General features: G+C 72.9%; 16 protein-coding genes. 7 read left to right on the forward strand and 9 right to left on the reverse strand.

Features of this window, described 5'->3' with window-relative positions:
* Positions 1 to 22: 22 nt before the first annotated feature.
* On the reverse strand, positions 23 to 1,399 hold the full coding sequence (locus AMK25_RS05270; RefSeq protein ID WP_073826989.1) for an MFS transporter: 1,377 nt from the start codon (positions 1,397 to 1,399) through the stop codon (positions 23 to 25).
* Positions 1,400 to 1,553: 154 nt separating this feature from the next.
* On the opposite strand from AMK25_RS05270, the gene AMK25_RS05275 reads away from it, so the two are divergent.
* Positions 1,554 to 6,044 carry a cation-translocating P-type ATPase gene (locus tag AMK25_RS05275; RefSeq protein ID WP_073826990.1) on the forward strand — a complete coding sequence of 1,497 codons (4,491 nt, stop codon included), beginning with the start codon at positions 1,554 to 1,556 and terminating at the stop codon, positions 6,042 to 6,044.
* A 2-nt stretch (positions 6,045 to 6,046) separates the two neighbouring features.
* Here AMK25_RS05275 and AMK25_RS05280 read toward each other — a convergent pair whose 3' ends face one another.
* Together AMK25_RS05280 and AMK25_RS05285 are read right to left on the reverse strand one after the other, a co-directional pair.
* A complete protein-coding gene (locus tag AMK25_RS05280) occupies positions 6,047 to 6,994 on the reverse strand; it encodes an L-threonylcarbamoyladenylate synthase (protein ID WP_073827095.1) in 948 nt (315 codons plus the stop codon).
* A gap of 20 nt (positions 6,995 to 7,014) precedes the next feature.
* On the reverse strand, positions 7,015 to 7,644 hold the full coding sequence (locus AMK25_RS05285) for a winged helix-turn-helix domain-containing protein (RefSeq protein ID WP_073826991.1): 630 nt from the start codon (positions 7,642 to 7,644) through the stop codon (positions 7,015 to 7,017).
* Positions 7,645 to 7,709: 65 nt separating this feature from the next.
* On the opposite strand from AMK25_RS05285, the gene AMK25_RS05290 reads away from it, so the two are divergent.
* Positions 7,710 to 8,300: a dienelactone hydrolase family protein gene (locus AMK25_RS05290; RefSeq protein ID WP_073826992.1), complete on the forward strand. Its 591-nt coding sequence runs from the start codon at positions 7,710 to 7,712 to the stop codon at positions 8,298 to 8,300.
* Between the two features lie 3 nt (positions 8,301 to 8,303).
* Here AMK25_RS05290 and AMK25_RS32945 read toward each other — a convergent pair whose 3' ends face one another.
* From AMK25_RS32945 to AMK25_RS05305, 3 genes are read right to left on the reverse strand one after another with little or no spacing between them, the layout of a single operon-like run.
* The gene (locus tag AMK25_RS32945) at positions 8,304 to 8,984 is read right to left on the reverse strand and encodes a PH domain-containing protein (protein WP_073826993.1); all 681 of its coding nucleotides are present in this window, start codon (positions 8,982 to 8,984) and stop codon (positions 8,304 to 8,306) included.
* 53 nt (positions 8,985 to 9,037) lie between these two features.
* Positions 9,038 to 9,424: a VOC family protein gene (locus tag AMK25_RS05300; RefSeq protein ID WP_073826994.1), complete on the reverse strand. Its 387-nt coding sequence runs from the start codon at positions 9,422 to 9,424 to the stop codon at positions 9,038 to 9,040.
* Positions 9,421 to 9,726 (reverse strand): ArsR/SmtB family transcription factor, encoded by a 306-nt coding sequence (locus tag AMK25_RS05305; RefSeq protein ID WP_073826995.1) that lies wholly within the window; start codon positions 9,724 to 9,726, stop codon positions 9,421 to 9,423. The genes AMK25_RS05300 and AMK25_RS05305 overlap by 4 nt, the downstream gene beginning before the upstream one ends.
* A 14-nt stretch (positions 9,727 to 9,740) precedes the next feature.
* Between AMK25_RS05305 and AMK25_RS05310 the strand changes: the two genes are divergently transcribed.
* Entirely contained in the window at positions 9,741 to 10,328 is a 588-nt protein-coding gene (locus tag AMK25_RS05310) for an AAA family ATPase (protein ID WP_241826238.1), read from the forward strand.
* 100 nt (positions 10,329 to 10,428) lie between these two features.
* Complete coding sequence (locus tag AMK25_RS05315) at positions 10,429 to 11,169, forward strand: LPXTG cell wall anchor domain-containing protein (protein ID WP_073826997.1); 741 nt, start codon at positions 10,429 to 10,431, stop codon at positions 11,167 to 11,169.
* Between the two features lie 66 nt (positions 11,170 to 11,235).
* On the opposite strand, the gene AMK25_RS05320 is transcribed toward AMK25_RS05315, so the two are convergent.
* A complete protein-coding gene (locus AMK25_RS05320) occupies positions 11,236 to 11,661 on the reverse strand; it encodes an ester cyclase (RefSeq protein WP_198937434.1) in 426 nt (141 codons plus the stop codon).
* Positions 11,662 to 11,886: 225 nt separating this feature from the next.
* On the opposite strand from AMK25_RS05320, the gene AMK25_RS05325 reads away from it, so the two are divergent.
* A complete protein-coding gene (locus AMK25_RS05325) occupies positions 11,887 to 12,771 on the forward strand; it encodes an aminoglycoside phosphotransferase family protein (RefSeq protein WP_083664614.1) in 885 nt (294 codons plus the stop codon).
* A 76-nt stretch (positions 12,772 to 12,847) separates the two neighbouring features.
* Positions 12,848 to 13,411, forward strand: a complete 564-nt coding sequence (locus tag AMK25_RS05330) for a dihydrofolate reductase family protein (RefSeq protein WP_073826999.1) — start codon at positions 12,848 to 12,850, stop codon at positions 13,409 to 13,411.
* A 5-nt stretch (positions 13,412 to 13,416) separates the two neighbouring features.
* Here AMK25_RS05330 and AMK25_RS05335 read toward each other — a convergent pair whose 3' ends face one another.
* Entirely contained in the window at positions 13,417 to 14,574 is a 1,158-nt protein-coding gene (locus tag AMK25_RS05335; protein ID WP_073827000.1) for an erythromycin esterase family protein, read from the reverse strand.
* A 58-nt stretch (positions 14,575 to 14,632) separates the two neighbouring features.
* Positions 14,633 to 15,019 (reverse strand): MerR family transcriptional regulator, encoded by a 387-nt coding sequence (locus AMK25_RS05340; RefSeq protein WP_073827001.1) that lies wholly within the window; start codon positions 15,017 to 15,019, stop codon positions 14,633 to 14,635.
* Positions 15,020 to 15,114: 95 nt separating this feature from the next.
* Here AMK25_RS05340 and AMK25_RS05345 point away from each other — a divergent pair, with 95 nt between their 5' ends.
* Positions 15,115 to 15,729: an NADPH-dependent FMN reductase gene (locus tag AMK25_RS05345; RefSeq protein WP_073827097.1), complete on the forward strand. Its 615-nt coding sequence runs from the start codon at positions 15,115 to 15,117 to the stop codon at positions 15,727 to 15,729.
* The last annotated feature ends 137 nt before the right edge of the window (positions 15,730 to 15,866 follow it).

The following is a 15,866-nucleotide window of genomic DNA, read 5'->3' on the forward strand; positions in this document are numbered from 1 at the left end:
TAGAGGGCCGGGCGGCGACACCTCAGCCCGCCGGGCGAGGCACCACGCGGCCGGCAAGCGCCAGGCCGAGCAGGCCGCAGCCCGCTGCCACCGCCAGTGTGGTCGCGTAGCTGGCCGGGCCGGGTGACGAGCCGGCGGCCAGGACCGCGCCGGTCAACGCCAGCACGGTGGCCGCGGCGAGCGAGTCGCCCAGTTGCAGCGCCGAACTGTTGCGGCCCTGTTCGGCCGGGGCGGACTGCGCCAGGGTGAGCACCGACAACGACGGGTAGAGCAGGCCCATGCCGAGCCCGGCCACGGCCCAGGAGAACACCGCCGGCAGCACCGGCAGCCCGGGCAGCAGCGCCGACGCGACGCCCGCCGTGCCGAGCGCGATGCAGGCCAGGCCCGCCCGGGGCAGGCTGGCGGCCGAGCGGGGTGAGCCGATCCGGCCCTGGATCCACGAGCCCACCGACCAGGACAGCGCCCCGACCGTCAGCACCAGCCCGGCGCCGGTGGGCGAGAAGCCGCGCTCCCGCGACAGCATCAGCGGGATCACCACCTCGGCCGCGACGAACGCCGCCGAGGCCAGCGCGCGCAGGCCGATCACCGTCGGCAGGCCACGTGCCGCGCGCAGGAACCCGGACGGCAGCAGACGCGGCGCGCAGGCGAACAGCCCGGCCAGCGCCGTCCCGATCAGGGCGGCGGCGAGCACGCCGCGCTGCTGCCCCCCGTAGTGCAGCAGTGCGGCGCTCGCCCCCGCCCCGCAGGCCCAGCCGATGCGGGCCAACGCGCCCGCGGGTGGCCGGGTCGGCACGGTGCCGGCCAGCGCCTTCAACCCCGGCTGGATCAGCAGCGCCGCCGGAATGGCCACCGCCGGTACCGCGAGGAACACCCATCGCCAGCCCAGGTGTTCCACGATCAGGCCGGCCAGCGCCGGGCCGACGAGCGACGGCACCACCCAGGCCGCGGCGAACGCGGCGAAGATCCGCCGCCGCAACTGCTCCGGGTACGCCTGACCGACCACCACGTAGAGCGCCACCGAGACCAGTCCGGAGCCGAAGCCCTGCACCACCCGCCCGACGACCAGCACCTCCATGGTCGTCGCGGAGCCGGCCACGACCAGCCCGGCGACGAACCAGGCGACGCCGTGCCACATCGCCGGCCGCGGCCCGCGCGCGTCGCACCAGATGCCGGAGGCGACCATCGCCACCACGCCGGAGGCGAACGAGCCGCCGAACGCCAGCGCGTACAGGCCGAGCCCGTCCAGGGCGCGGGCCACTGTCGGCATGGCGGTGCCCACCGCGAGCGCCTCGAAGGCGAGCAGGGACACCAGGGCGACGCTGCCCACCGTCATCGCCCGCAGGCGCGGCGACCACAGGTCGACGGGTGGATCAGCCGGGACGGCGGTGGTGCTGGTCATGGGTCACAGCCTCGGACCTCACCCCGGGTTGAGGTCAACTGTGGTCCCCGTCTCGTCCGGCGGGAACGACGGGAGCGCGAACTTCTGCCGTCCGGGTGGCATAACGGACGCCGCGCCGGGAAGTCGGGCCGCCGGGACGAGACCGGGAGGCTAGATGGCGCTGGGACGCTTCGCCGGCCTCCTGCTGTCCCCGACGGTCGTGCCGGAGGCCGCCGCGCGCGTCGCGCGTACCGTCGGGTCGGCCCTGCCCACCGACGCCGTGCCCACCAGGGTCACCGAGGTCGCGGGAAGCGTGGGTACGGCCGCTGCCCGGCTGGCCCGGCTCACCGGGCTGACCAGCCGCCGGGTGTGGTCCCAGGACAACCGCCACCACATCGAGGTGCACGGCGTCTGCCAGGACGGCGGCGACCGGCTGGCCCGGCAGGTCGAGGCGGCGCTGGAGTCGACGCCGGGGGTGGACTGGGCGCGGGTGAACGCGCCGTCCGGCCGGGTGGTGGTGGCCACCGGGGAACCGGCGCCGAAACTGCGCGACCTGATCGCCACGGTGGCCCGAGTCGAGCGGACCTGCCCGTACGAGCCGGACCCGGAGATCGAGCCGCCGCAGCCGCCCGAGGACGGCCCGCGCACCGCCCGTACCTTCGGCGCGCTGCTGTCCGACGTGCTCGGGCTGGGCATCTCCGCCGCCACCCGGGTGCTGCCGCTCACCCCCGTTCCGGCCGAGGTGGCCGGTCTGCTGGGCGCTGTCGACCTGCACCCGAAGCTGCACGCGCTGGCCGGGCTCGGCATCCGCGCCGACCCCCGCGCCGAGGTGCTGTTCCCGCTGGCCGAGGCGGTAGTGCAGGGTCTGACCGGCGGCTGGGCCGGGATCGTGCTGGACGGCGCGCAGCGCGTGGTGCAGTGGGGCGAGGGCGCCGCTCAACTGGCCGCGTGGCGGCGGGCCGAGCCGCACCTGACCGGTGATCCGGAGCGGGCGGTGGCCCGGGTGCCGGACGGTGAGCGGCCGTGCCCGGTGCCGGACGGGCAGCCGGAGCGCTACGCCAAGCGGATGCTTCCTGCCGGCGCGGTAGCCGGGGCGGCGGCGCTGCCGGTGCTGGGACCCAAGCGGGCCGCCGCGCTGGCGCTCTCCTCGCTACCCAAGGCGCCCGGCTCCGGCCGTGAAGGGTACGGCGCACAGCTGGGCCGGATGCTCGCCCGGCGCGGTGTGATCGCGATGGACCGCAGCGTGCTGCGTGAACTGGACCGGATCGACACGGTGGTGCTGGACGCGGCGGTGCTCGGCTCGGACCGGGGCGTGCTGGCCGACCTGGCGCCGCTGGCCGACGCCGACACGGGTCAGGTCGCCGGCCGGGCGTTCACGCTGTTCGACCCGGCCGAGCCGGACGCGGTACGCGCCGCCGACGGCTGGCGGATCGGCCCGCTGGACCGTCTCGGCCCCGACGATCCCGGGGACACCGCGGACAGCGCGCGGCTGCGCGCCGACGGTGGTCAGCTGCTCGGGCTGGCCGAGAACGGCCGGCTCGCCGCCGTACTGCGGGTCGAGCCGGAACCCGCGCCGGGGGTGGACGCGCTCGCGTCGGCCGCCCGGCAGGCGGGCCTGCGGCTCGTGGTGGCGGGTGCCGACGACGGCCGGTACGACTTCGCCGACCTGCTCGTCCCGGGTGGCCCCCGGCTCGCCGACGCGGTGCACGACCTGCAACGCGAGGGCGCGGTGGTGATGGTGGTCTCCGGCGAGCGGTCGGCGCTCGCCGCGTCGGACTGCGGCCTCGGCGTGTACGGCCCGGACGACCTGCCCCCGTGGGGCGCGCACCTGCTGGTCGGCGACGACCTGCGAGTGCCGGCCCTGCTCGTCGACGCCGCCGGGGTGGCCCGCCGGATGACCGAGCAGAACATCCGGATCGCCATGGCCGGCACCGGGCTCGGCGCGCTCGGCGCGTTCACCGCCGACCGCCGGCGCCTGCCCCGCCCGACGCTCGCCGCCGTGAACGGCGCCGCTGCTGCCGCGTTCGCGCACGGCGTGTTCCGGGCGCACCGCCTGCCGGACCGCGCCGGCGCTCCGACGCCCGCGCTCAGCGCGTGGCATCTCATGCCGGTGGAGACCGTCCTCGACCAGCTCGACACCGATCCGTCCGGGCTGACCGAGGGCGAGGCGACCCGGCGGCGGCGCGTCGAGGTCGGGGACGACCACGGTCCGGCCGGGTTGCTCCGCTCGTTCGTCGAGGAGTTGTCCAACCCGCTCACCCCGGTGCTGGCCGCCGGGGCGGTGCTCTCCGCCGCGTTCGGCTCGCTTGTCGACGCCGCACTGGTCGGCGGCGTGGTGGGCGGTTCCGCGCTGGTCGGCGCGGTGCACCAGCGCAACACCGAACGGTCGCTGGCCGAGTTGCTGTCCCGCTCGGCGATCACCGCCCGGGTGCTGCGCGACGGCGCGGAACGGGTGGTGCCCGCCGAGGAGCTGGTACGCGGCGACGTGATCACGATCAGCTCGGGGGACGCCGTACCGGCCGACTGCCGGGTGCTGACGAGTGACGGGCTGGAGGCGGACGAGTCGTCCCTGACCGGTGAGTCGCTGCCGGTGGCGAAGAACCCCGACCCGGTGGTCGCGGCGGCCATCGCCGAACGGCACTCGATGCTCTTCGAGGGCACCACTGTCGCCGCCGGCCACGGCACCGCTGTGGTGGTCGCCACCGGCGCGGAGACCGAGGCCGGTCGGAGCCTCGCCATGGCCCGGGAGGCCCCGCCCGCCAGCGGTGTGGAGGCACGACTGGGCAAGCTGACCAGCAGCGCCGTACCGCTGGCGGCCGCCTCGGCGATCGCTGTCGCAGGTGCGGGGCTGCTTCGGGGCGTACCCCTGGCCGAGACGGCGGCGACCGCCGCGAACCTGGCCGTCGCGTCGGTGCCGGAGGGGCTGCCGTTCCTGGTCAGCGCCGCGCAGCTGGCGGCGGCGCGGCGGCTGGCCGAGCACGGCGCCCTGGTCCGCAACCCGCGGACGATCGAGGCGCTGGGCCGCGTCGACGTGCTCTGCTTCGACAAGACCGGCACGCTGACCGAGGGCAAGCTGCTGCTGGCCGGGGTCGGCGCGGGCGACGACAGGTACGCCCCGGTGGACCAGCTCGACGACGCGTTGCGGATGACGCTCGCCGCCGCGTTGCGGGCCACCCCGTCCGCCGCCGACCCGGAAGAGTTGCCGCAGCAGACCGACAGGGCGGTACGCCGCGGCGCGAACGCCGCCGGGGTGGTCGAGCGGACCGGCGCGGCGGACTGGACCGCCACGGCCGGACTGCCGTTCGAGCCGTCCCGGGGCTACAGCGCCGCTGTCGGCCGTGCCGCCGACGGGCTGCTGCTCAGCGTCAAGGGCGCACCCGAGTCGGTGCTGCCGCGCTGCGCGTCCCGGCGTACCGCCGAGGGTGACCGGCCGCTGGACGCGGCCGGACGCGAGGAGGTGCAGGCCATGCTGGCCGGACGGGCCGGCGCCGGGCACCGTGTCCTCGCCGTGGCCGAGTGCCCGGTCTCCACCGAGCAGGTCAGCGACGAACAGGTCGACGGGCTGGTCTTCGTGGGTTTCCTGACGCTGGCCGACGGGGTGCGGGACAGCGCCCGGCCGGCGGTGGCCCGGATCCGGGCGGCGGGCGTGCACACCGTCATGATCACCGGCGACCATCCGGCCACGGCCGAGGCCATCGCCGCCGCCATCAGCCCGGACGACGGCGGGCAGCGCGTGGTCACCGCCACCGACCTGGACCGGCTCGACGACGCCGCGCTCGCCGAGCGCCTGATGGCCACCGACGTGGTGGCGCGCTGCACGCCCGCCCACAAGGTACGGATCATCCAGGCGTTGCAGCGCCAGGACCGGACCGTCGCGATGACTGGTGACGGCGCCAACGACGCCCCGGCGATCCGGCTCGCCGACGTCGGCATCGCGCTCGGTCAACGTGGCACACCCGCCGCCCGCGCGGCCGCCGATCTGGTGGTCACCGACGACCGGCTGGAGACGATCATCGCCACGCTGGTCGAGGGACGGGCCATGTGGTCGTCCGTGCGGCACGCGCTCAGCATCCTGGTCGGCGGCAACCTCGGCGAGATCGCGTTCAGCGTCCTGACCGCCGCCGCGACCGGCCGGTCCGCCCTGAACGGCCGGCAACTACTGCTGGTCAACCTGCTCACCGACCTCGCGCCGGCGCTCGCCATCGCGGTACGACCGCCGGCCGACGACCGCGCCGACCACCTGCTGCGCGAGGGCCCGGACTCCTCGCTGGGCGTCACCATGACCCGGGAGATCGGGCTGCGCGCGGCGTCGACCACGCTGGGCGCGACGGCCGGCTGGACGATCGCCAGGTGGACCGGCACCCGGCGGCGGGCCGGCACCGTCGCGCTGGCGTCCCTGATCGGCACGCAGCTCGGCCAGACCGTGCTGGCCGGCGGCACCAGCCCCAGCGTGCTCGCCGCCACCGCCGCGTCGGTGGGCGCGCTGGTCGTGGTGGTGCAGACGCCTGGTGTCAGCCAGTTCTTCGGCTGCACCCCGATGGGACCCGTCGGCTGGGCCATCGCCACCGGCTCGGCGCTCGGCGCGACGTTCGCCAACGGCACGCTCACCAAGCTGGTGGACCGCATGCCGCAGCCCGGCTCGCCCGGGCGTCCCGACGCGGAATAGTTCTAGTGCCAGGTGGCGGCGGCGCGGCGCAGCCGGTCGTTTATCGCCCGGCCCACGCCGGTGTCCGGCACCGGCTCGGCGACGATCTCGGTCACCCCTGCCGCGTCGAGCCGGTGCAGCGCGTCGAACAGGCGTGCCGCCGCCGCTGTCACGTCGCCGTCGGGCGACAGCACCTCCACGGCCGTCCAGTCGCCGTCCGCCGGTGGCTCCCGGAAGGCCAGGAATCCCCGCCGGCCGCCGCCGGGCTCGGCCGCCGCGCCCAACCGCAACGGTGTACGCGGGGCGTAGTGCGCGGCCAGCGTCCCGGGCGCGACCGGCTGGCCCGAGCTGCCCTGGCGCACCTCGACCGGGCCGACCGCCTCGACCAGCGCCTCGACCGGCAGCGCGCCCAGCCGCAGCACCACCGGCCGGTCGCCCCGGGCGTCCACGATCGTCGACTCGATCCCGCACCGGGTGGGCCCGCCGTCGAGCACCACGTCCACCGCCCCGCCCAGCCCGGCCACCACGTGCTCGGCCCGGGTGGGGCTGAGCTGGCCGAACCGGTTGGCGCTCGGTGCGGCCACCGGCACGCCCGCAGCCGCGATCAGCGCCCGCGCCGACGGCTCGTCCGGTACGCGTACCGCCATGGTGTCCAGGCCGGAGGTGACGATCGGCGGGATGATCTGCGGCCGGTCCACGATCAGGGTGAGCGGGCCGGGCCAGAACCGCTTCGCCAGCTCGGCCACCGCCGCTGGCACCTCGCCCACCAGGGCGGTCAGATCGGCGGCGTCGGCCAGGTGGCTGATCAGCGGGTCGAAGCTGGGCCGCGCCTTGGCCTGGAAGATCCGCGCCGCCGCCCGCGCGTCGAGCGCGTTGGCGCCCAGCCCGTAGACGGTCTCGGTGGGGAAGGCGACCAGACCGCCGGCGCGCAGGACGGCGGCGGCCTCGTCGATGCCGTGCTCGGCCGGCAGGACGCGCGGGGATCCGGTGCTCACGCTTCCGACGCTAGCCTGCCCGCTTCGGTGCCCCGGCAAGACCCCGTCGACGGGGCGGGGTCCGTGTCCGGGAGCGTGGGCGCGTCCGTGGGGTAGAGACCGGCGGCGAAGCCGTACACCTGGTCCCCGGCCCGGGGGATCTGCGCGAACCGCCGGGCCAGCGCCTGCACCTCCGCCCAGAACTCGCGGACGTCCTCGATCGGGATGCGCGCGTGCACGAGCGTGCACCGCAGTTCGTCGGCGGCGTGCGCGGCGGCCGCTTCAGCTGCCGCCTCGGCGAGGCCGTTGATCCGGGACACGACCTGCTTGTCCTCTGTCCGGGTGAGCGTGCCGACGTAGAAGGTGCGGGCGACACGCCCGTAGAACCGCTCTTCGATGGCGCGTACCCGCCGGGTCCGCACCACGCGCAGCAGCCCGGCGTCCACCAGTTGGTTCACGTGGTACGCGACGCTGCTCTTCGGCCGGTCGACCGCGCGGGCCAGCTCGTTCACCGTGGCGGCGCGTTCCAGGAGCAGTTCCAGGAGCGTGCTGCGCAGCGGGTCGGCGAGCGCGCGCAACTGCTCCGGGGCGGTGACCACGAGCAGGTCCTCGAGGTCGTAGTCCGGGATCCGCTGATTGACCGACATTTCTCGACCGTTCTAAGATTCTGGTTCGTTCGATAACTCTGGTCTGACAACTCAGGAGTGTAGTGATGGCCGAAATCGTGCTCTTCCACCACATTCAAGGGCTCACCGACGGCGTACGCGCCCTCGCCGACTCCCTGCGCGCCGGCGGACACACCGTGCACACCCCGGACTTATTCGACGGCGAACGGCCGGCCACCATCTCCGACGGCGCCGCGCTGGTCAAGCGCATCGGCGGCGACGTCCTCGACCAGCGCGCCGACGCGGTCGTCGCCGACCTGCCCGCCGACCTCGTCCACGCGGGTGTCTCCTGGGGCGCCGCCATCGCCCAGCGGCTCGCCCAGACCCGGCCCGGCGCCCGGGCCGCCCTGCTCTACGAAGCCTGCCTGCCGGTGACCGGTGAGTGGGCGATCGGCCCCTGGCCCGACGACGTGGCGGTACAGGTGCACGGCATGGAGCAGGACCCGTTCTTCGGGCTGGAAGGCGACGTGGACGCCGCCCGCGAGCTGGTGTCGATCGTCGGCCCCGAACGCGGCGCGCTGTACGTCTACCCCGGCGACCGGCACCTGTTCACCGACAGCTCGCTGCCCTCGTACGACGCCGAGGCGACCGCGCTCGTGGTGAGCCGCAGCCGCGAACTGCTCGACCGGCTCGCCTGACGCCTACTCGTCACCCCGCAGCCGCGCCAACTCGGCCGCGTACTCGGCGTCGGTCAGCACCCCGCGCTCGTACTGCCGGGTCAGCGCGTGGATGTCACGCCGCCGCCCGGCGCTCGGCGCAGGCGGCCGGGTCCGGTCCGGACGGTCGGCGCGGACCGGATCCGGCGCCGGGTTCGCCGCCGCGCGCTGCTCCGGCGGCCGGGCGTTGCGGTGGCACTCCCGCAGGGTCGCGAGGATCTCGTCGTAGTGCTCCGGCCAGGTGACCAGCCGGAACAGCTCCAGGCGGATCGGCCGGACGATGGCGCCGGACTGGATCGGCGTCTGGACCGGCTCGCCGTCGGTCCGCTCGATGACGATCGCGTCGCGTCCCATGTCCAGGCCCACTATCGAAGCCGTACCGCTGTGGATCTCCACGACCGACGCCCACGGCACTGTGGTCGTGCGGAGCAGCGAGCGGGAACGTATGCCGACAGGGCTCACCCAGGCGCCGAGCATCGCGCGGCGGACCCAGACGACCAGGCCGACGGCGGTCCAAGCCACGGCGAACGCCGCCATCGGGCCCGGGTAAACGCCGCGAACGCCCGCGAACACGAGGAACACCAGGAAAGCGGCCGTCCCCACCACCGCGCACATCGCGCCGCCGGTGGCCAGGTCCAGCGAGTACGGGCGCCGCCACACCGTCATGCCGTCAGGGTGACCGATCGTGTCCAGCAATTCCGCGCGGAGTCAGCGCCCCACTACCGGTACTGTGCGATCTGGATCAGGTTGCCGCAGGTGTCGTCGAACACCGCTGTGGTCACCGGGCCCATGTCGACCGGCTCCTGGGTGAACAGCACGCCGAGGCTGCGCAGCCGGTCATGCTCGGCGGCCACGTCGTCCACCGCGAACTGCGTCAGCGGAATGCCGTCGGCCGCGAGCGCCTCCTTGAACGCCTTGGCGGCCGGGTGGGCGTCGGGTTCCAGCAGCAGCTCCACGCCGTCCGGGGCGTCCGGCGAGACCACAGTCAGCCAGCGGTACTCCCCGGTCGGCACGTCGGTCTTCGGCACGAAGCCCAGCACCTCGGTGTAGAAGCGCAGGGCCTTGTCCTGGTCGTCGACGTACACGCTGGTGAGGTTGATTCTCATGGGTTCTCCTGAGTGGGTGCGGCGGACCTGAGCCATCGCTCGGTGACGACCCGCAGCGGCCGGGTGTCGAGGTGGTGGAACTTGTAGCGACCCTGCCGCCGCGTGACGACCAGGCCGGCGGCCTCCAGGACGTCGAGGTGCTGCGAGATCGCCTGCCGGGACGAGCCGACCTGGTGCTTCGTGGCCAGGCGACCGCAGATCTCGAACAGCGTCTGACCGTCGCGCTCGGTCAGCTCGTCGAGGATCAGGCGGCGGGTGTGGTCGGCCAGCGCCTGGTACAGATCGCCCACCTCACCCACCATATGCAAGCGACGGCTTGCCTATCAAGCGCATTGCTCGCGACTTGGAGGACGTCATGCCCGGATACATCCTCACCGGCGCCCCCGGCTCCGGTAAGACAGCGATCCTCCGACACCTGGAGATCGACGGATATCCCGTCGTGGAGGAGGCCGCGACCGACGTGATCGCGCTTCACCAGGCGCTCGGACGACCGAAGCCGTGGCGTGAGCCGGGCTTCGCCGACCTGGTGCTGGACCTTCAGCGGGAGCGCCGTCGCCGAGCCGTGACAAGCGCGGGCGAGGTCGTCTTTCACGACCGTTCGCCCGTCTGCACGCTGGCGTTGTGCCGCTATCTGGGCCTGGCCGCACCGCCCGCGCTGCTCGACGAAATCAAGGACATGACAGCGAATCGCCACTACGAGCGGACCGTTTTCTTCGTACGCCATCAGGGTTTCGTCGAGGCGACAGCCGCTCGCCGGATCACGTTCGAGGAATCACTCGTCTTCGAGCGAATCCACGAGCTGACCTATCGCGAGGCCGGATTCGACCTCGCCGACGTGCCGGCCGGCCCGCTGGTGAGCCGGGTCGCGGCGATAAAAGAGGCGGTTGATCGACTGCGCCGTTAGCGCAATTCTGCGCACGCCCGACCACATCAATGCCCCTTGCGTTTCGGACAGACGCCGGTAACATCTCCATGTTTTGATCTACACGGGGAGGAAAGTCCACATGCAATGGAAGATTCCGGCCGGTGCCCTGGTGGCGCTGGCCTTTGTGATTCCGGCGGCGCCTGCGGTGGCGCAGACCGCAGCGCCCGGGCTCAACGAGTCCTGCCAGACGGTCGAGCGCAAGGTGTACAAGGATTTCCGCGAGCTTGTCACCATCGACCTGGACACGGCCACCGTTTCCGAACTGCGGCTGCTGGCGTACCGGCTGCTGGCCGAGGCGCAGGCCGAATCGTTGCCCGTTCTGCCGGGCGAGATCGAGGAGCGACTGAAGGGCACCTCGGACGACCTTCGCGCATACCTCAAGAACGTGGAGAATCGCTGGGCGACGGCTCTGCGCGTCTCGATCGGCCAGACGATGACGCGCGCCGGCACCAACGTGCGGGCCGCCGCACAGAAGGTGCTCGACAGCCCGTCCGTCGAGGCCTACCTCGCCTACCTGAACAACGGCCTGTACGAGGCTCGTGCGCTCGACTGCGCGTCCCAGCCGACGGCGACTCCGACGCCGTCTCAGCCCACGACCACGCCGACCGCGACGCCCAGCGCCACGTCGACAGTCGTTCCGCCCGTCACCCCCTCCGCCAGCGCGGGCGCGCCCGGCGGCGACGGTGGTGGCGAGGGCGGCGGGCTGCCCGTGACCGGCGCCGACACCGCGACCGTGGCCGGCATCGGCGGGGCGCTGCTGCTCCTCGGCGGCGCGAGCTACGTCATCGGACGCCGGCGTCGTTCCCGCTTCGTCGCATAGTTCCCTGGGCGCGCCCAGCTCGATGCCTCATCGGGCTGGGCGCGCCGCGTTTTCCGGATTCCCCCGTCAGCCGGCGAGCTGCCGCCGCACCGAGTCGGTGTCCATCAGGTACGACATGTACTTGAACTTGCCATCCTGGAGCCGGTAGAAGGCGGTCTCGACGAACGAGACCGAGGCGCCGGTAGGGGCCAGGCCGTTCCACTCCTTGACGGGCGTGCCGGTGTCGACGAGGCGGGCGGCGATCCGGTCGCCCTCGACGACGACATCCTGGATCTCCCAGTGGAGATCCGGCACCGCCTCGACGTGCTTGTAGAACTCGGCCACCATGTCCGCCATCCGGACCGGCGTGCCGTTCATGATCACCTCTTCGTGGGCGAAGTCGGCCATGCGGTCGAACTCCCGCTTGTTCGCCAGGTCGACGTACCGCAGGTAGAAGTCGCGGACTTCCTGGGTGGACATGCCCGCTTCGGTGTTGGTGGCAGTGGCGCTCATGATCGTTCGTTCCCATCTGCTGGTGCCGGACCGTGTGCACGGGCCGACCGTGGCCGAACGGACCCACGTTCGAATTTTGTACCGCTCGGTTCTGAGCCAACCGTAGCAGGGTTCTGTACCGATCGGTTCATGATCAGGGTCACGTCGGGGCGACCGCCGATCGACGACGCGGGCGGCTCCGAATTCGATTGACCGGGTGATCCGGCGGGTCCTACGGTCGCGCCGATGCGCCCTGGAGAAATCGTCGTCACCGTGGAGCACGTACGCGCCCTGATCGGCGAGCAGTTCCCCGAATGGTCGGACCTGCCGATCGTGCCGCAGCCGCTGAACGGCACCGACAACGCGCTGTTCCGGCTGGGCGATTCCCTGACGGCACGGCTGCCACGGGCGCCGTGGGCGGTCGACCAGGTGGCGACCGACGCGACCTGGCTGCCGCGACTCGCGCCCCATCTCCCGGTGCCCGTGCCGGTGCCGGTCGCGGTGGGCCGACCGGGCGGGGACTATCAGTGGCCGTGGACCGTCGTCCCGTGGCTCGACGGGGACAACCCGCAAGCCGGGCAGGATCACGTCGACCTCGCCGTCGACCTCGCCGGCTTCGTACGGGCAATGATCGCGATCGACCCGATGGACGGGCCGGTCAAAGAGGGGATCCAACGCGGCGTACCCCTGGTGCAGCGCGACGAACTGACCCGCCGGTCGATCGCGGCGCTGGGCGACCGGATCGACGGCCGGGCCGTGACCGCGGCGTGGGACGAGGCGATGACGGCGGACGAGTGGCCCGGCCCGCCGGTGTGGCTGCACGGTGATCTCCTGGCGGGCAACCTGCTGGTCGACCGGGGCCGGCTCACCGGGGTGATCGACTTCGGCGGGCTGGGCCGCGGCGATCCGGCCGTCGAGACGCGACCCGGCTGGAGCCTGTTCGACGCCCGCGCGCGAGCCGCCTACCGTGAGGCGCTCGGGTTCGACGAGGCGACCTGGGTACGCGGATGGGCGTGGATGCTGTCCGTATCGCTCTACTGGCTGGCGGACCTGTGGGACTCGATCAGCGAGCACGACCGCCGGGACACCATCCGCCACATCGACTACATCGTGCGTCACCGCCACGACTGACCTGCGGTGTGCACCGATCAGTTCCCGTCGCCCGGCTGGTCTGGTGTTGCGGGACCGACCGACGGAGGCATGCGCAGTGCGGAAACTGATCTACGGCATGAACCTGACAGTGGACGGCTACGTGTCCGCGCCCGGCGACGACATCGGCTGGGGCGAATCGAGCGACGAACTGTTCCAGTGGTGGCTCGATCAGGAGCGGGCAATCGGCCTGTTCCTGTACGGGCGACGCCTGTGGGAGAACATGAGCGGCTACTGGCCGACCGGCGACCAGCAGCCGGGCGCCACGCCGGCGCAGATCGAGTTCGCCCGGAACTGGCGGGACACGCCGAAGGTGGTGTTCTCCTCCACGATCGACAAGGTCGACTGGAACGCCCGCCTGTTCACCGGCGACGCCGTCGCCGAGATCGCCCGACTCAGGGCCGAGGACGGCGGCCCGATGAGGGTCGGTGGCGCGACGCTCGCAAGGGCAGCCATGCGGGCCGGGCTGATCGACGAGTACGAGATCGTCACCCACCCGGTCCTCGTGGGCGCCGGCACACCGTTCTTCGGTGCGCTGGACGGCTGGTCGAAGCTCGACCTGGTGGAGACGCGGACGTTCCCCGGCGGCGTGACCCTGAGCAGGTACGAGACGAGGCGCTGAGCGCGTCACGCCGGCCGAGCGGGAGTGATGGTGGGAATGTAGACCAGCGCGTCGAAGCTCTGACGGAGCGACGGCAGCTCGACGTAGTGCTCGGCGTCCTCGGCGGGGTCGTACAGGCCGGAGATGATCCGGGTGGGCCAGGAACGGTCCAGCTCTCCGGCAGCCGCTGCCGACGACGGCGTACGCAGGTGCAGGCTGCGCCCGCCGCCGGCGCCGGCGAGTTGGGCCTCGATGGAGTCCGGCCGTGGTTCGGGGATGGCGGCCCTCGCGATCTCGCCGTGGCCGAAGGCGATGTGCACGGCGACGTACCGATCTCCCAGCTCGGTTCGCAGGCGGGAGCCGAGCATGGCACTGGAATGCGCGGCGACGTGGGTGCTGCCCTCCCACAGCACGATCCGTTCCCCGGTGCGTCGGTGGTGGTCCAGGAGCCGACCGGCGGCGGCGTGTTCCTCCCGGACCATGTCGTGTCCGACGCCGATCGCGCGTGCGTGGAAATCCACCACGGCGTCGAGGAGTTCCAGCGCGGCGTCCTGCCCGTCGCCGGGCGGCAGTTCGGCCGCGTGGGCCCGGGCGGCGCGTGCCAATTCGACGAACGGGGTGCCCGGGTGGGTGCCACGGGCGCGCAGCACGTGTTCGCCGCTGCTGTGGGCGACACGGATGACGTCAAGGAGCGCTTCGACTCTCGCAGCGGTGCTCCCGTCGATGGCCGCGAGCAGGTCGACGATGCGGGGGTAGTCCGCGGACAGGACACGTGAGCCGGCGACACCGATGATCCGGACCGGCGCTTCGGCCCGGGCCCGGTTGTGCTCACGCAACCAGACCAGCGCATCGCGCATCTCGCCGACCTGCCACGGCCCCCAGGCCTGGGCGAGCGCGTGGTCGATGTCGACGTCCTGACCGGACACGTACCTGTCGTAGAGGTCGGCAACGCGCTGGTTGTCCAGCACGGCGACGGTCGTGAACCCGCGCTCGACCAGGAGCCAGGTGGTGTCGGTGACGAAGTCGAGCACCTCGTGCGCCTCGCGGGTGCTCACGCCGAGACCCACGATCGCCGCCTCGGCGGCGGCGTCGGCGATCAGGTCCGGCCGCAGGCCGGCCGGAGTCGTGGCGAGCCACTCGGCGAGGGCTTGGGCCGGGGCTGGTGCGGCTGGTCGAATGCTCATACCGGCAGCCTCGACCTTCAACATATGGTGAAGTCAAGGGTGGCGCCTGCCGGCGGCGTCAGGAGTCCAGTGCCGCTCCCAGATCGCAGAGCCTGGCACCCGAACCGAGCAGTTCGAGCCGGGTCTTGAGGTCGGCCACGCGCTGCTCGGCCTCGGTGACGATGCGCTCGGCGACCCGGCCCCAATCCTCGGGCCCTGGGTCGGCGGGAAGCGCGGAGAACAGCTCGGCGATCTCGCGCACCGTCAACCCGACCCGCTGGGCGAGCTTGGCGACATGGATGCGGCAGGCAGCGGACTCGTCGAACCGGCGCTGGTTGCCCGCGGTCCGCACCGCGTTGATCACGCCGTGCTTCTCGTAGAACCGCACCGCCGAGGGCGCGACTCCACTGTCCGCGGCGACCTCGCTGACGGTGGCGTATGCCAGGCGCGGGCTCGTGAGCGTCATGTCCTCACCGTACGCCCGCGAGGGGTTGCTTCCCCCGACGATGCGCGTCGATCCGGCTTGACTTCAACATATGTTCAACCCGCAGCGTGGTGGACATGACCGCTCCGACAGCACACGCGCATCGCCACTCCACCACCGCCGCGTCGGCCACGACGCGAATCGCGGTGATCGCCTCCAGCCTTCGCGACGGGCGGATGAGCCCGACCATCGCCGAATGGGTCGTCGCCGCGCTCAAGCAGAGCAGCGGCGTGCACGTCGACCTGATCGACCTCGCCGAGATCACGTTGCCCGACGACGCCCAGCTTTCTCCCGGCGGCGGCCCGAAGACCGAGGTTGCCGACCGGATCGATGCCGCCGACGCGTTCGTGTTCGTCACCCCGGAGTACAACCACTCCTACCCCGCATCGCTGAAGCGGCTCATCGACTGGCACTACACCGCGTGGATGCTCAAGCCCGCCGCCGTCGTCGCCTACGGAGTCCAGGGCGGGTACGCGGCGATCGAACACCTGCGCGGCGTACTGGCCGAACTGAACATGGTCACCACGCGACGCTGCCTCGGACTGGCTGCCCCGTGGGAGGCCCTGGACGACGGCAACCGCTTCTCACCCGCCGACGGCACGAACAAGGCGCTGTCCAGTGCGCTGGCCGAGCTGGCCTGGTGGACCGCCGTCCTCACCGACGCACGCGCCAACCGTCCGTTCCCGGCCTGAGAGAGTGTTGGGTAACCCGGTGAGCGGCGAACGCGGCCTCCAGCCGGTCCAGCTCGGCGAGCAGGCCCGGTTCGGGCTTCGGCGGGGCGGCGTCGACCAGCAGGAAGTCGGCGAGGGCGGCGGGGGGGGGGCAGTCG

It is taken from the genome of Micromonospora sp. TSRI0369 (genome assembly GCF_001905625.1).
Taxonomy (GTDB): domain Bacteria; phylum Actinomycetota; class Actinomycetes; order Mycobacteriales; family Micromonosporaceae; genus Micromonospora; species Micromonospora echinospora_A.

What these genes read in the sequence shown, in the direction of transcription:
- AMK25_RS05300 (WP_073826994.1), bottom strand. Translation starts at nt 9,424, where the DNA reads ATGAGAATCAACCTCACCAGCGTGTACGTCGACGACCAGGACAAGGCC.
- AMK25_RS05335 (WP_073827000.1), bottom strand. Translation starts at nt 14,574, where the DNA reads ATGAGCATTCGACCAGCCGCACCAGCCCCGGCCCAAGCCCTCGCCGAG.
- AMK25_RS05275 (WP_073826990.1), top strand. Translation starts at nt 1,554, where the DNA reads ATGGCGCTGGGACGCTTCGCCGGCCTCCTGCTGTCCCCGACGGTCGTG.
- AMK25_RS05320 (WP_198937434.1), bottom strand. Translation starts at nt 11,661, where the DNA reads ATGAGCGCCACTGCCACCAACACCGAAGCGGGCATGTCCACCCAGGAA.
- AMK25_RS05285 (WP_073826991.1), bottom strand. Translation starts at nt 7,644, where the DNA reads ATGTCGGTCAATCAGCGGATCCCGGACTACGACCTCGAGGACCTGCTC.
- AMK25_RS05290 (WP_073826992.1), top strand. Translation starts at nt 7,710, where the DNA reads ATGGCCGAAATCGTGCTCTTCCACCACATTCAAGGGCTCACCGACGGC.
- AMK25_RS05345 (WP_073827097.1), top strand. Translation starts at nt 15,115, where the DNA reads ATGACCGCTCCGACAGCACACGCGCATCGCCACTCCACCACCGCCGCG.
- AMK25_RS05340 (WP_073827001.1), bottom strand. Translation starts at nt 15,019, where the DNA reads ATGACGCTCACGAGCCCGCGCCTGGCATACGCCACCGTCAGCGAGGTC.
- AMK25_RS05270 (WP_073826989.1), bottom strand. Translation starts at nt 1,399, where the DNA reads ATGACCAGCACCACCGCCGTCCCGGCTGATCCACCCGTCGACCTGTGG.
- AMK25_RS05305 (WP_073826995.1), bottom strand. Translation starts at nt 9,726, where the DNA reads ATGGTGGGTGAGGTGGGCGATCTGTACCAGGCGCTGGCCGACCACACC.
- AMK25_RS32945 (WP_073826993.1), bottom strand. Translation starts at nt 8,984, where the DNA reads ATGACGGTGTGGCGGCGCCCGTACTCGCTGGACCTGGCCACCGGCGGC.
- AMK25_RS05325 (WP_083664614.1), top strand. Translation starts at nt 11,887, where the DNA reads ATGCGCCCTGGAGAAATCGTCGTCACCGTGGAGCACGTACGCGCCCTG.
- AMK25_RS05315 (WP_073826997.1), top strand. Translation starts at nt 10,429, where the DNA reads ATGCAATGGAAGATTCCGGCCGGTGCCCTGGTGGCGCTGGCCTTTGTG.